The organism is Rhodococcus mengyinensis (assembly GCF_048381435.1).
In the GTDB taxonomy this organism is placed as follows: Bacteria; Actinomycetota; Actinomycetes; order Mycobacteriales; family Mycobacteriaceae; genus Rhodococcus_F; species Rhodococcus_F opacus_D.
The window spans coordinates 161,802-174,845 of sequence record NZ_JBLWIT010000127.1 but is presented as its reverse complement, the minus strand read 5'-3'; the positions used below and the strand labels follow the sequence as shown (position 1 = coordinate 174,845).

Below are 13,044 nucleotides of genomic sequence, written 5' to 3'. Positions count from 1 at the left end.
CGGCTCAGCCCAGTTCGTCCGAGCGCCGTTCCATCAGTGTGCGCAGCTGGGCATTCTCTTTCGCGGTGAAGCCGATCGTCTCGATCTCCGCGATGCCGCGCCCGATGCCCTTGCGGATGCCGTCGAGCATTCTGGTGACCGCGCGTTCGGGGACACCGAGCCGGCCACCGGATTCGACGAAGTGCCTGCGGTTCAGCTTGTTCGCCTTGCCGTAGAAGTCGAGAGCCATCGGGTCGCGCCATCCGAGGTACGGCTGGGTGCACAGCAGGTCGTAGGCCGGTGTGACGCTCCACAACCCCGATTCGGCGAGCTGCACCGAGAAGTTCTTTCCGTGCAGGTCGCCGTTGCCGATCGCGTACGAATAGGCCACCAGCCGAAGCAGTTCCAGGGTGGCGACCCGGGCCGAACCGCCGCCGCGCTCACACACGCCGGCGAGTGCGGTGATCACGTTCTCGGTCTTCAGCCGGTACTTGGCGGCGGGGAACATCCCCATCACCTGGCACGCATCCTCCTGGGGTGTGCGGATGACGCGGCCGGACGAATCGACGCGCCGGTCGAATCGGGCGACGAGCAGACCGGCATTGCCCTTCCCGTCGCGCACCAGCTGATGATCGGCGACGGGCAACCCGCACTGCGCGGCGAGGCCCATGAAGAAGTGCTCGTTCTCGACCAACTGCGGATACCCCTGCGGTGGTGAAAGTTTGAGGATCGCGGGACCCTTCTCGGTGGCGATCGGCGTCGAGTACATCTGCGCCGACACCTTCGCCTGCACACCGGGTAGCGAGGTGGGGTCCAGTTTCACCGCCTCGTGCCCCGACATGTGCTCGAACAACGCCCGCAGGTCCTGGCGCTCGACCGCGTCGGGGTCGAACACCGGTGCGGTCTCGGGCGGCGGCACCCCCGCGGGTAGCACGCGCACGTCGCCGATCGTGTCGGCCCCGACCGCCATCAGGATCGTGAGGTGATCGTCTTCGGACGTCTTGGTGGCCGCCACCGCGCCCCGCAGCCGGATCCCTTCCGGGAGGAGACCCGCGAAGAATGGTGGGACGCTGCCCCCACTCGCGCGCACCTCGGCCGACGACGTGGGGATCGTCCACGCGATCTGCGGGGCGCCGGGGTCCTGCAGGTACGTGGTGTCGTAGCGGAAGACGACGTCGCCGCCCTCCCGCACGAGACTTCCCGCGAGGCGCTCGCCCTTGTAGACATCGGCCCGGTCGATGCTGCTGAGGTTCTCGACCATCAGGACGCCACCTCCACGCCCGAGCGGGTGACGAGCGCCAGGCGGCATCCCATGGCGTCCGCGACGGCGTCGACGAGATCCAGTTGCACGGTCCCCCGACCCGATTCGATCGACTGCACGCTGGACCTCGACACTCCGGCCAGGTCGGCCAGCTCCGCCTGCGTCAGCCCGAGCTGGTGTCGCCGCGCCACGAACCCGTCGGCGACCCCGCCGGTCTCGGTTCGCTCGCGGCGGCGTGGGGTTGCCATGAAGCCTCCCTGCTCGGTGCAATGCTTGTCGACGGATGCTTAACGCCAGTGTGCGCCGATTCCGTCTCGAAGTCCATCCCTATGACTGCCATCGCAAGCTTAAGATGCGAGAAGAACGCAAAATGAATCTCCTCCGGCTTTAAGCATGCGATCACAAGCACAAGGCACCTCGTCACACCCACCCCCTACCCTGGATACATGCGCATAGGAGCACACGTCCGCCAGGACGAAGATCCGATCGGATACGGCGAACGGCTCGGCGCCGACGTCATCCAGATGTTCCTCACGGACCCGCAGAAGTGGGACAAACCGCCGACGCATCCTCGGACCGACGAGATCCGGAACAGTCCCATCGACGTCGTCGTGCACTCGTCGTACGTGATCAACGTGGCCAGCCTCAACAATCGACTCCGCATGCCGTCCCGCAACGCCGTCGCGCAGCAGGCGCAGGCCGCCGCCGACATCGGCGCGTTCGGGCTGGTGGTCCACGGCGGGCACGTCCGCGACGGCGAGGACGTGAACGCAGGGATCGTCAACTGGCGCAAACTCTTCGAACGCCAGGCCGACAAGGGCGGATTCCCGGTCCCCATCCTGATCGAGAACACGGCGGGCGGCGACTTCGCGATGGCACGGCACTTCGACGCCATCGACCGGCTGTGGCAGGAGGTCGGCGATTTCGGCGCCGGATTCTGCCTCGACACCTGTCACGCGTGGGCGGGCGGTGAGGAACTGGTCGGTGTCGTCGAACGCATCAAGGCCATCACCGGACGCATCGACCTGGTGCACCTCAACAACTCCCGCGACGAGTTCAACTCGGCCCGCGACCGGCACGCCAACCTCGCCGACGGAACCATCGACGCCGAACTGCTCGCCGAGGTCGTGCGCACCGTCGATGCGCCGGTCGTCCTCGAGACGCCGTCGGAGGGGCTGGCCGAGGACCTCGCGTACCTGCGGGAAACTGCGGGTTAGTCGCCCAGCCGGCCGGTCAGCCTGCGGTACCGCTCCTCGCTGACCGGCTTCAGGCCCTCCACGGTGACGTCGGTGCCGCGGCTCGCGTACTTGGTGGTGATGCCGTCGAGCGCGGCCACGGTGGACGCGTCCCAGATGGTGGCGCCCGACAGGTCGATCACGACGCGGCCGGGGTCGTCGGCGTAGTCGAACGAGAACACGAGGTCGTTGGACGAGGCGAAGAAGAGTTGACCGCTCACCCGGTACGTCTTCACGTCGCCGTCGAGTTCGCCGCGCACGTCCACCATGTGGGCCACCCGGCGCGCGAAAAGAACCATCGCCACCAGCACGCCGACACCCACACCGATCGCGAGGTTGTCGGTGGCGAGGGTGCCCGCCACGGTGCTGAGCATCACCATCGTCTCGCTCAGCGGCATCCGCCGGAGCGTGCGGACGCTGTGCCAGTCGAAGGTCGTGGCGGCCACCAGCACCATCACGGCGACGAGCGCCGCCATCGGAATGGTCCCCACCACGTCGCCGAGCCCGACCACGAGAATCAGCAGAAATGCACCGGACAGAAACGTCGACAACCGGGTTCGCGCGCCACCGGTCTTGACGTTGATGATGGTCTGCCCGATCAGTGCGCACCCGCCCATGCCGCCGAAGAGCCCGGTCACGATGTTCGCGACGCCCTGGCCCCACGACTCCCGCGTCTTGTCCGAGTGCGTATCGGTGACGGAGTCCACGAGTTTGGCGCTCATCAACGATTCGAGCAGTCCGACGACGGCCATCGCCAGCGCGAACGGCGCGATGATCTGCAGGGTGTCGGCCGTGAGAGGAACGTCCGGCAGCCCGATCAGGGTCGGCAGTCCGTCGGGCAGTTCACCCTGGTCTCCGACGGTGGGCACCGCGACACCGGCGAGGACGGTGAACGCGGTGAGACCGACGATCACCAGCAGCGGGGCGGGCACCGCCGTGGTCAGCTTCGGGATCCACACGAGCAGCGCCAGCCCGGCGGCGAGCAGCGCGTACACCGCCCACGGCACATCCGTCAGATACGGGAACTGGTGCACGAAGATGAGGATTCCCAGCGCGTTGCAGAACCCCACCATCACGCTGCGAGGCAGGAACCGCATGAGCCGCGCCACCCCGAGGACGGCGAGGAGGATCTGCATCGCACCGCCGAGGAAGACGGCCGCAATGAGGTACTGCAAACCGTGTGACGCCATGAGCGGGGCCAGCACCAGCGACACCGAACCGGTGGCCGCGGAGATCATCGCGGGACGGCCACCGGTGAACGCGATGGTCATCGCCATGATCGCGGCGGTGAACAAGCCCACCCGCGGATCGACCCCCACGATGATGGAGAACGACAACGCCTCCGGGATGAGGGCCATCGCCACGACGAGCGCGGACAACGACTCGATACGAAACACCGTCGGATGCAGCCACACCGGCCGTCGGAGAGCGAGAGAGGGCACGGCGAGACAATCCTTCTTCCTGAGGGGACTCGGAAGATCCTATCCGGGTAGCGTTCGACCAGTACGGTTAGCTGATCCGCCGACAGAGGAGGAACCCCGTGCGACGCACACTTCCGGCCGTCCTGATCACCGTCCTGACCGCGCTGTCGATGGCGGGGTGTGGGAACTCCGACTCGGGGCCGGTCATCGACCAGGTTCGCGAGGCCGGGGTACTGAAAGTCGGCACCGAGGGCACGTACACACCGTTCAGCTACCAGGGCCCCGACGGTCAGCTCACCGGGTACGACGTGGATGTCATCCGCGCGGTCGGTGACAAACTCGGCGTCTCCGTCGAGTTCACGCAGACACCGTGGGACTCGATCTTCGCGGGCCTCGAAGCGAAACGCTACGACCTCGTCGCCAACCAGGTGACCGTCAACGACGAACGCACCCAGAAGTACGACCTGTCGACGCCGTACACCTACTCCGAGGGTGTGATCGTCACCCGCGCCGACGACAACTCGATCACCTCGCTCGCCGACCTGAACGGCAAGACGACGGCGCAGTCCGCGACGAGCAACTGGGCGCAGGTCGCCAGGGACGCGGGCGCGAACGTCGAATCCGTCGAGGGCTTCGTGCAGGCCATCACCCTGCTCAAGGACGGCCGCGTCGACGCCACCGTCAACGACAATCTGGCCGTCGCCGAATACCAGAAGCAGACGAACGACACCGGTGTGAAAGTGGCTGCCGAAACCGGTGACACGAGCGAGCAGGCGTTCGCGGCCCGCAAGGACAGCGGTCTGATGCCCGACATCGACAAGGCCCTGGACGAACTACGCGCCGACGGAACGCTCGCCGAGATCTCGCAGAAGTACTTCGGCACCGACGTCTCGGCACCGACCAACTGAGAGCCTGCCTGTGGACGACGCAACAGTCCAGCTGATCCTGGACAACCTGTGGCCGATGCTGAAGGCCACGGTCACCATGACGATTCCGCTGACGATCATCAGCTTCACCATCGGGCTCGTGATCGCGTTGCTGGTGGCGCTCGCCCGGATCTCGTCGATCAGACCGCTGTCGGTTATCGCCCGCTTCTACGTGTCCATCATCCGCGGCACGCCTCTCCTGGTGCAGCTGTTCATCGTGTTCTACGCGCTGCCCCAGTTCGGCGTGGTTCTCGACCCCTTCCCGGCGGCCGTGATCGCGTTCAGCCTCAACGTCGGCGGGTACGCCGCCGAGGTGATCCGGTCGGCGATCCTGTCGATCCCCAAGGGCCAGTGGGAAGCAGCGCAAACCATCGGGATGGGGTACACCACCACACTGCAGCGGATCGTGCTGCCGCAGGCCGCACGGGTCGCGGTGCCGCCGCTGTCCAACACACTGATCTCGCTGGTGAAGGACACCTCGCTGGCATCGACGATCCTGGTGACCGAACTGCTGCGCGTGGCCCAGCTCGCCGCCGCACCGACGTTCGACTTCTTCGCCCTCTACAGCGTCGCCGCCCTGTACTACTGGGTGATCTGCATCTTCCTGTCGGCCGTCCAGGGCCGGCTCGAAGCCCGACTCGACAGGTATGTGGCCAAATGACCGACACCCCTCCCCTGCTTCAGGTATCCGGCGTCGAGAAGTCGTTCGGCGACCATCACGTCCTGCGCGACATCAGCTTCGACGTGGGGGCCGGAACGGTGACCGTCATCATCGGGCCGTCGGGGTCCGGCAAGACGACGGTGTTGCGCACCCTCAACGCCCTGGACGTGGCGGACCGCGGGACCATCTCCATCGGCGAGGTGTCCGTGGACTTCGGCGCCAAGGTGGACCGGTCGACGCTGGCCACGTTCCGCGGGCAGAGTGGCATGGTGTTCCAGGCCCACAACCTGTTTCCGCACAAGACGGTGGTCCAGAACGTCACCGAGGGGCCGATCGTGGTGCAGAAACGCCCCAAGGACGAGGCACGCGCGGACGCGATGCGGTTGCTCACCCAGGTCGGCCTGGCGGAGAAGGCGGACCAGTACCCGTATCAGCTGTCGGGTGGTCAGCAGCAGAGGGTCGGTATCGCCCGGGCGCTCGCGCTGAAACCGAAACTGATGTTGTTCGACGAGCCCACGTCCGCACTCGACCCCGAACTGGTCGGCGAGGTGTTGCGGGTGATCCGGGATCTCGCGACCGAGGGCTGGACGATGGTGATCGTCACCCATGAGATCCGGTTCGCGCAGCAGGTGGCCGATCAGGTGTTGTTCGTCGACAACGGTGTCGTACTCGAACGCGGCACACCGAGAGACGTACTCGCCAACCCGACCGGGCCGAGACTGCGCCAGTTCCTGCACCGTATCCTCGACCCGCTGTGAACGGTCAGCGCAGGGATTTCTCCATGAGCACGACGCTCGGCCATTCCACGTCGAAGTCCCTGCGACCCACCAGGAAGAATCCCTGCTCCTCGTAGTAGTCGCGTAGCCGGGCGTTGGTTTCGACGCACTCGAGCCGGACGACGGACGCATCCTCGGAGCGGGCGTGCTCGTCGACCCACCGGAGCAACTGGGCGCCGAGTCCCGCGCTGGCGTGCCGGCGGTCTGTCATGACGCGGGCCACGTAGGCGGCCGGTATGTCGTCCTCGGTCCACACGTCGGGGTCGGACCGCAGCACCCGCAGCGCGCCCACCACGATGCCCGCGAACAGCGCGACACGCCATTCCCCGAACTCGATCTGTTCACGAACGTCGGCGAGCGACACCTCACCCCGGGCGGGTGCGTCGAGTTCCCTGGCCAGGATCCAATCCTCAGCGTCCCAGTGCATCTGAACGATGTCTTCAGCCTGCTCGAGTACTGCCCGCTCCACGGTGACCGCCATGCACACACAGTAACCACCCCGCGACGAAAACAAACCACCGCTGCACCCGTGTCGATCTGCGATGATGTGACTGGAGTTACAGTTACATTCTGGGACAGTTACCTCAGGCGGTGGTAGCGATGAAGCTGTTTCGTGCAGTGGTCCTGATGACACTCTCCACCTGCGCGGCCGCGTTCGTCTGCGCCCATCCCCCACGTGTGTCCCCCCAGCCCCTGGGCACCGAATCCATTCTCCCGTCCCCCATTCTGGACGACGACTTCTTCGCGTGGCCGCCGAACGTCGCGGAGTTCGACGCCGGTGAGATCATCCGCTCGCGGGAAGTGACGCTCCGGGCATTCCCGAACACACTGGTGCCGCACCGGGCTCACCAGATCATGGTGCGTTCCAACGATTCCAAGGACCGTCCCGTGCCGGTGACCGCGACGGTCCTGGTGCCGACCGCGGCGTGGACGGCGCCGGAACCGAGACCGGTGGTCGCCTACAACATGCCCATCGACTCCCTGGGCGCCCGGTGCACCCCGTCCTACAAGATGGTGCACGACTGGCAGACCCTGGACCTGGACATCCCACCGGTGCTGTCGCTGTTCCTCGCGAAGAACTACGCGGTGCTCGTGCCCGACCACGAGGGACCGCGGATGGCGTACAGCGCCGGACGAATGGCCGGTCATGCCGTGCTCGACAGCATCCGCGGCATGAAGCGTCTGCCCGGCCTCGGGCTCTCGGACAGTCCGGTCGTCGCGACGGGTTACAGCGGTGGTGCGATCGCCACCGGCTGGGCGGCGCAACTGCAACCGTCGTACGCGCCGGACGTCGAACTCGCCGGCGCCGCCGCGGGCGGCATCCCCGCCGATTTCGGTTTGCTGCGCAGGACGATGAACGGCCAGCTCGGTTCGGGTCTGTACCTGTCCGCCGTCCTCGGGCTCGCCCGCGAGTATCCGGAAATGCTGACACTGGCGAATCCGCTCGGTGTGCTGCTGGCTACGTCCCCACTGAAGGACCAGTGCATCCTGGCCCTCGCACCCGCCGGGATCGCGTTGCTTCCCGCCGAACTGTTCGCGGCCGTACCCGACCCGTTCGGCAATCCCACGGCCCGAACGGTGGTCGCCGAGAACAGGATGGGCGCGCTCACCCCGGCCACGCCGGTGCTGCTGTATCACGGGTCGTCGCGGGTGTTCCTCGGCGACGAATGGATTCCGGAGGAGGGGGTGATCGCGCTGCAGCAGGAGTGGTGCCGCGGCGGCGGCGACGTCACCTACGCCCCGCAGTTCGGCGAGCACCTCACCGCGGCCGTGTTCGCGCTGCCCGAGGTGGTGCGCTGGATCGACGAGCGACTGGCCGGGGTGCCTGCGGCCGCGGGATGCCGCTGACGGTTATCCGTGCACGTGCGGCAACAGCAGATCGGCCTGACCGATCTGGACGACCCGCGCCTCGTCGAGCCACTTCGCGGTCTGCTCCCGTGCCCGCGTGATCAGCTCGTCGGCGTCGCCGAAGTCGGCGGGACTCGTGTCCAGTGGGCACAGCGGGGGCACCACCCGGATGTCGGCGGCACTCTCGTACCGTTCGATGTCGAGGGCGAGCCGCTGATTGATCGCGAGGGTCACACCGAGCAACCCCATGCCCAGGGCACTTCCGGGGACCTTCGAGAGGGTGCACGCATATCCGGTCGGGAGTACCCACACGGTCGTGGCCCCCAATTCGATTGCATGGGAGATGGGCGTGTTGTTGACGACCCCGCCGTCCATCAGCGCCCGGCCGTCGATCACCACGGGTGGGAGGATGCCGGGCAGCGACGCGCTGGCGGTGACGGCGTCGACGGCCGGCCCTGTGGACAGCCGGACGTCCTTGCCGGTCAGCACGTCGGCGGCGATGACGTGCAGCGGGATCGGTGCGTCCTCCATCCGTTCGAACCGGAGATTCTGCTCCAGCAGCCTCCGGATGGCGCGGTTGGACACCAGATGGTTCCGGAGGCCGACGAAACCGGTGAATCCGGTGAGCAATCCGGTGGGGAACACCGCACTGCGGGTGAGACCACGCCACAGGTCGGCGAGTGCACGCAGATCTGCGTCGGAGGAGCCGCCGGCGAGCCAGGCACCGTTGAGCGCGCCGACGGACGTGCCGACGATGAGGTCCGGCCGAATTCCCCTGCCGATCAGGGTCTGCAACATGCCGACCTCGATGGCACCGAGGCTCGCCCCACCCGACAGAACGAAAGCTGTTGTCATGCCGCCACCGTAACGGGTCAGCCCCGCCGGTACAGGCTCGCGATGTCGTCGGCGAAGCGCTCGGTCACCACGGGACGCTTGATCTTCAGGGTGGCGGTCAGCTCTCCGTCGGCCTCCGTGAGGTCGCGGCCGAGGACGACGAACCGTTTGATCGACTCCGTGTGCGAGACGGTGGTGTTCGCGTCGTCCACCGCGCCCTGCAGGTCCCCGCGCAGCTCCTCGTCGTCGCGCAGGTCCGCCACCGTGGCGTCGGACGGCTTGCCGTGCGCGGACTTCCACTTGTCGAATTCCTGCGGATCGACGGTCAGCAGGGCACCGATGAACGGGCGGCCGTCGCCCACCACGACCGCCTGCGAGACGAGGGTGTGCGAGCGCAGCCGGTCTTCGAGGGGCCCCGGCGACACATTCTTGCCGCCGGCGGTGATCAGCAGATCCTTCTTGCGGCCGGTGATGGTGAGGTAGCCCTCGTCGTCCAGGTCGCCGAGATCGCCGGTGCGGAACCAGCCGTCGTCCAGCACGTCCCGGGTGGCGTGTTCGTTTCGCCAGTAGCCGCCGAACACGACGCCGCCGCGCAGTTCGATCTCACCGTCTGCGGCGATGCGCACGCTGTTGCCGTCCAGGGGCTGACCGACCGTCCCGATCTTCTGGGCGCCGGGGACGTTCACGCAGTGCGCGGCAGTCGATTCGGTGAGACCGTAGCCCTCGTAGACCGGAACTCCCATGCCGCGGAAGAAGTGACCGAGCCTCGGGATGAGGGCCCCGCCACCGGAGATCGCCCACCAGCAGTCGCCGCCCAGGGCGGCACGGAGTTTCGCGTAGACGAGTTTGTCGGCGAGCGCACGCTCGAGCCGGAGTCGCAGCGACGGACCGCCCGTGTCCTGGGCCTCGCTGTACGCCACCGCCGTGGTCTCGGCGAAGTCGAAGATCCGTTTCTGCAGGCCGCCCGCCGACGCCGCCTTGCGCGCCGCACCGTCCCGCACCTTCTCGAACACGCGGGGTACACCGAGAATGGTGTTGGGCCGGAAACGTTCGAATTCGCCCGTGACCGTGCCGAAGTCGGACCAGTGTGCCTGCGTCGCGCCGGCCTCGAACATCGCCAGCGACACCGCGCGCGCCAGCACGTGCGCCAGCGGAAGGAACGTCAGGACGCGGTTGCCGGGCCGGGCGACGTCACCGATCGGTGCCGCGAGCAACGCCCGCACCTCCGACAGGAAGTTCCGGTGGGTGAGGGTGCAGCCCTTGGGACGGCCCGTGGTCCCGGACGTGTACACGAGCGAGGCGAGATCGTTGGCGGTCAGCGCTACCACCCGTTTGAACACCTCGGAATCGTCGATCGACAACCCGTCCTTGATGAGCGTGCCCACCGCGTCCTCGTCGATGGTGAGGATGCGCTTCAGCGTGTAGGGGATGCCGTCACCCTCGACACTCGACGCGTGGGCCGGAGTCTCCACGAGCGCGGCGACCGCCCCTGAATCCTCGATGATCCACCGGATCTGGTCGTGCGAGGACGAGTCGTAGATCGGGACGGACGCGGCGCCGGCCGCCCAGATCGCGTAGTCGAGCAGCGACCATTCGAATCTCGTCGACGACAGCAGTGCCACACGGTCGCCGGGCTGGACACCGTTGGCGATCAAACCCTTCGCGACCCCGATGACGAGCGCGCCGAAGTCCTTGGCCGTCACGTCGACCCACCCGCCGGACTCGGGACGTGTGTACATCACCCGATCCGGATGGCTCTCGGCGTGCGCGAACACCCTCAGCACGGCGTTCTCGTGGTCGGAGACGGTGAACGTCGGGGCGCTGGTGTACTCACGCACGGGTGTCGTCTCCGATGCTGTCGTGGTCTGTGTCGCCGCCCTGGCGGAATTTCCGGAGGTGCCGGGCGAACGCGGCGATTTCACTGTCCGACCACGTGGCCACCCGGTCGCGGACTTCCTCCACGCGGCGTGCGTCGGCGCCGGCCAGCACCGCGACGCCGCCGTCGGTGAGGCTCAACGGATGACCGCTGCGGAGCGGTCCCGGCTCGGCGTGCACCCACCCCTCGTCGATGCAGCCCCGGAGTTGACGCGACACCGTGGAGCGGTGCACGCCGAATGCGTCCGAGATCTGGGTGGCCCGGCATCCCGGATTGCGGGCGACGAAGGAGAGCAGCGAATGTTGAGCGAACGTCGGGGATCCGACGGGAGGACGGTCATCGGCAACCAGTTGACGGACGAGGCGGACGAGTTCGTCATGGACGGCCACCACGCCCGACGCGGGCGTTTCCTCCGGCTCGACCTCGTTGTGTTGCACACCGCAACTGTATCCGACCACTCTGGCCTCGACCACCCGCACCCCGATTCCCTTTGTCCTTCGCTCGACTCACGTTCTGCCCATACTGCTATCGATCGTTCGGAAATTCATTCGGCCCGAATCGTCACACGGTCACAATTGGAGAACGCTTTCCGTCCACCGCTACCGGCCGGACAACGGGCGCCGTCAGAAATCCGTTGCGGCCGCGGGCCCGTCGATACACTCTGTCCGCATGCTGATCAGACGCGAGAATCCGGGCGACATCGACGCGGTGGCGGAGGTGCACCGGCAGGCCTTCGACGGCGACACTCCCCTCGAGGTCGGCCTCGTGACCCGATTGAGGTCGGGCGACGCGTGGATTCCGCAGCTGTCCCTCGTCGCCGAACTGGCCGGGTCCGTCGCCGGCCACGTGTGCCTGACCCGCGCGACCGTCGACTCCACGGACGTACTCGCGCTCGGCCCGATCGGCGTGCTCCCCGACCTCCAGCGCGACGGCGTGGGTTCGGCACTGATGCACGCCGCACTCGGCGGCGCCGACGCCAGGGACGAACCCCTGGTGGCACTGCTCGGTCACCTCGACTACTACCCGCGGTTCGGCTTCGTCTCCGGAACGTCGGTCGGGATCGAGCCGGACCAGCCCTCGTGGTCGTCCCACTTCCAGGTCCGCCGGCTCGCACGCTGGAATCCGAGCATCACCGGCACGTTCAGGTACGCCGCGCCCTTCTACGACCTGTGACGTCGTAACCGCTGGTAGTTTGAGGTGGCACGTGTCACGGGGGTGAGCGGAACCGAGGTAGGAAACGATGGAGCACGCGGCCGAGGGCGCCGGAACAGCCGGGCCGGTGGATGCGTCCGTCACGACGACCATCGTCCGCCGGGTCCTTCCCGGCTGCGCCGAGGAGTTCGCCGACTGGATCCAGACCGGACTCGGGCTGGCCCGGCTGTTTCCCGGATTCCTCGGCGGAGGATGGCTGAAGGAGAGCAGCACCTCCGATGTCTGCGTGATCGTGCTGAAGTTCGAAACCCAAGCCGCGCTGGACAACTGGTTGACATCGTCGCTGCGGAACGGATGGCTGAGGACCGGCGGGAACATCGCGGTCGAGGAGCCGGACGAGCCGGCATCCGACGTGGAGAGCCTGTTCGAACGCCCTCGACGCCGGACCGTCGCCGGCCACGGTCAGGCGGACTCCCCGGGGATCTGCGCACCCGACGGCATCCCCTCCCCCAAATAGGTCTGATAAAACGGGCGCCAGTCCGCGGACGCATCTCCACGGTGACCGGGCGCGTCGGAGCCGTCGAGGTGCCGGTCGAGGTCGGCGAGGCAGACACTCCACCCGGCGGCGTTCCTGGCTGCCGTGTTGCGGACCTCGAGAACGTTGACGAGCGTCAGGGCGCACCCGTCCGCGGTCGGCTCGACCTCGAAGTGGATCTCGTCCCCGCCCCACGTGAACGCGAGCGTGCACGGGGCGCCGTAGACGAGGACCGTCCCCGTCTCGGGGTCGCTGTGCGGTTCCGGGAGGAACTCGATGTCGCCGCCGGCGTAGGTGTCGAGGCGGACCCGTGACGGAAACCAGTGCGCGAGCTCGTCCGGCTCCGACACGGCCTCCCACAGCCTCTGGACGGGGAACGGGTACGTGCACCGGAACCGCACGGCGGGACGACCCTTGAACTCGAAATACCTTCCGTGGATCACCGGCCCACTCCCTCGCTGTCGTACCTGACGACAGCTTGACACGGGAGACCGACGTCCACACCGAAGTTGGCCGACAATTCCGAGCACCCTCCTCCCT

Annotated in this window: 15 protein-coding genes; 7 read left to right on the top strand and 8 right to left on the bottom strand. The window is 67.3% G+C overall.

Annotation, left to right across the window (positions count from 1 at the left end):
- Nucleotides 1–4: 4 nt before the first annotated feature.
- Together ACNJ7E_RS30145 and ACNJ7E_RS30140 are read right to left on the bottom strand one after the other, a co-directional pair.
- Nucleotides 5–1,240, bottom strand: coding sequence for a type II toxin-antitoxin system HipA family toxin (locus ACNJ7E_RS30145; RefSeq protein WP_280779982.1), 1,236 nt, complete (start codon nt 1,238–1,240; stop codon nt 5–7).
- Entirely contained in the window at nt 1,240–1,488 is a 249-nt protein-coding gene (locus ACNJ7E_RS30140; protein ID WP_009474594.1) for a helix-turn-helix transcriptional regulator, read from the bottom strand. The genes ACNJ7E_RS30145 and ACNJ7E_RS30140 overlap by 1 nt, the downstream gene beginning before the upstream one ends.
- Nucleotides 1,489–1,686: 198 nt before the next feature.
- Here ACNJ7E_RS30140 and ACNJ7E_RS30135 point away from each other — a divergent pair, with 198 nt between their 5' ends.
- Entirely contained in the window at nt 1,687–2,457 is a 771-nt protein-coding gene (locus tag ACNJ7E_RS30135; protein WP_283331106.1) for a deoxyribonuclease IV, read from the top strand.
- On the opposite strand, the gene ACNJ7E_RS30130 is transcribed toward ACNJ7E_RS30135, so the two are convergent.
- Nucleotides 2,454–3,917, bottom strand: coding sequence for a SulP family inorganic anion transporter (locus tag ACNJ7E_RS30130; protein ID WP_418341663.1), 1,464 nt, complete (start codon nt 3,915–3,917; stop codon nt 2,454–2,456). The genes ACNJ7E_RS30135 and ACNJ7E_RS30130 overlap by 4 nt on opposite strands.
- Nucleotides 3,918–4,015: 98 nt before the next feature.
- On the opposite strand from ACNJ7E_RS30130, the gene ACNJ7E_RS30125 reads away from it, so the two are divergent.
- Genes ACNJ7E_RS30125 through ACNJ7E_RS30115 form a run of 3 tightly spaced genes read left to right on the top strand, consistent with a single transcriptional unit; the run spans nt 4,016 to nt 6,241 of the window.
- Entirely contained in the window at nt 4,016–4,804 is a 789-nt protein-coding gene (locus tag ACNJ7E_RS30125; protein ID WP_280779979.1) for an amino acid ABC transporter substrate-binding protein, read from the top strand.
- Between the two features lie 10 nt (nt 4,805–4,814).
- Nucleotides 4,815–5,483 carry an amino acid ABC transporter permease gene (locus ACNJ7E_RS30120; RefSeq protein ID WP_009474599.1) on the top strand — a complete coding sequence of 223 codons (669 nt, stop codon included), beginning with the start codon at nt 4,815–4,817 and terminating at the stop codon, nt 5,481–5,483.
- Nucleotides 5,480–6,241 (top strand): amino acid ABC transporter ATP-binding protein, encoded by a 762-nt coding sequence (locus ACNJ7E_RS30115; RefSeq protein ID WP_418341662.1) that lies wholly within the window; start codon nt 5,480–5,482, stop codon nt 6,239–6,241. The genes ACNJ7E_RS30120 and ACNJ7E_RS30115 overlap by 4 nt, the downstream gene beginning before the upstream one ends.
- 4 nt (nt 6,242–6,245) lie before the next feature.
- On the opposite strand, the gene ACNJ7E_RS30110 is transcribed toward ACNJ7E_RS30115, so the two are convergent.
- Nucleotides 6,246–6,740: a GNAT family N-acetyltransferase gene (locus tag ACNJ7E_RS30110; RefSeq protein ID WP_061044573.1), complete on the bottom strand. Its 495-nt coding sequence runs from the start codon at nt 6,738–6,740 to the stop codon at nt 6,246–6,248.
- 146 nt (nt 6,741–6,886) lie between these two features.
- Between ACNJ7E_RS30110 and ACNJ7E_RS30105 the strand changes: the two genes are divergently transcribed.
- The gene (locus ACNJ7E_RS30105) at nt 6,887–8,107 is read left to right on the top strand and encodes a lipase family protein (RefSeq protein WP_489686847.1); all 1,221 of its coding nucleotides are present in this window, start codon (nt 6,887–6,889) and stop codon (nt 8,105–8,107) included.
- Nucleotides 8,108–8,110: 3 nt separating this feature from the next.
- Here the strand turns inward: ACNJ7E_RS30105 and ACNJ7E_RS30100 are convergent, their stop codons facing one another.
- From ACNJ7E_RS30100 to ACNJ7E_RS30090, 3 genes are read right to left on the bottom strand one after another with little or no spacing between them, the layout of a single operon-like run.
- Nucleotides 8,111–8,962 carry a patatin-like phospholipase family protein gene (locus ACNJ7E_RS30100; RefSeq protein WP_418341660.1) on the bottom strand — a complete coding sequence of 284 codons (852 nt, stop codon included), beginning with the start codon at nt 8,960–8,962 and terminating at the stop codon, nt 8,111–8,113.
- Between the two features lie 17 nt (nt 8,963–8,979).
- Nucleotides 8,980–10,779 (bottom strand): AMP-dependent synthetase/ligase, encoded by a 1,800-nt coding sequence (locus ACNJ7E_RS30095; protein WP_418341659.1) that lies wholly within the window; start codon nt 10,777–10,779, stop codon nt 8,980–8,982.
- Nucleotides 10,772–11,296 (bottom strand): MarR family winged helix-turn-helix transcriptional regulator, encoded by a 525-nt coding sequence (locus ACNJ7E_RS30090; protein ID WP_105418891.1) that lies wholly within the window; start codon nt 11,294–11,296, stop codon nt 10,772–10,774. The genes ACNJ7E_RS30095 and ACNJ7E_RS30090 overlap by 8 nt, the downstream gene beginning before the upstream one ends.
- A 190-nt stretch (nt 11,297–11,486) precedes the next feature.
- Between ACNJ7E_RS30090 and ACNJ7E_RS30085 the strand changes: the two genes are divergently transcribed.
- Nucleotides 11,487–11,990, top strand: a complete 504-nt coding sequence (locus ACNJ7E_RS30085) for a GNAT family N-acetyltransferase (protein ID WP_418341658.1) — start codon at nt 11,487–11,489, stop codon at nt 11,988–11,990.
- Between the two features lie 67 nt (nt 11,991–12,057).
- Nucleotides 12,058–12,486, top strand: coding sequence for an antibiotic biosynthesis monooxygenase (locus ACNJ7E_RS30080; protein ID WP_418341657.1), 429 nt, complete (start codon nt 12,058–12,060; stop codon nt 12,484–12,486).
- Here the strand turns inward: ACNJ7E_RS30080 and ACNJ7E_RS30075 are convergent.
- Nucleotides 12,432–12,947, bottom strand: coding sequence for an SRPBCC family protein (locus ACNJ7E_RS30075; protein ID WP_280779973.1), 516 nt, complete (start codon nt 12,945–12,947; stop codon nt 12,432–12,434). The two genes, ACNJ7E_RS30080 and ACNJ7E_RS30075, sit on opposite strands and share 55 nt — an antisense overlap.
- Nucleotides 12,948–13,044 lie beyond the last annotated feature (97 nt).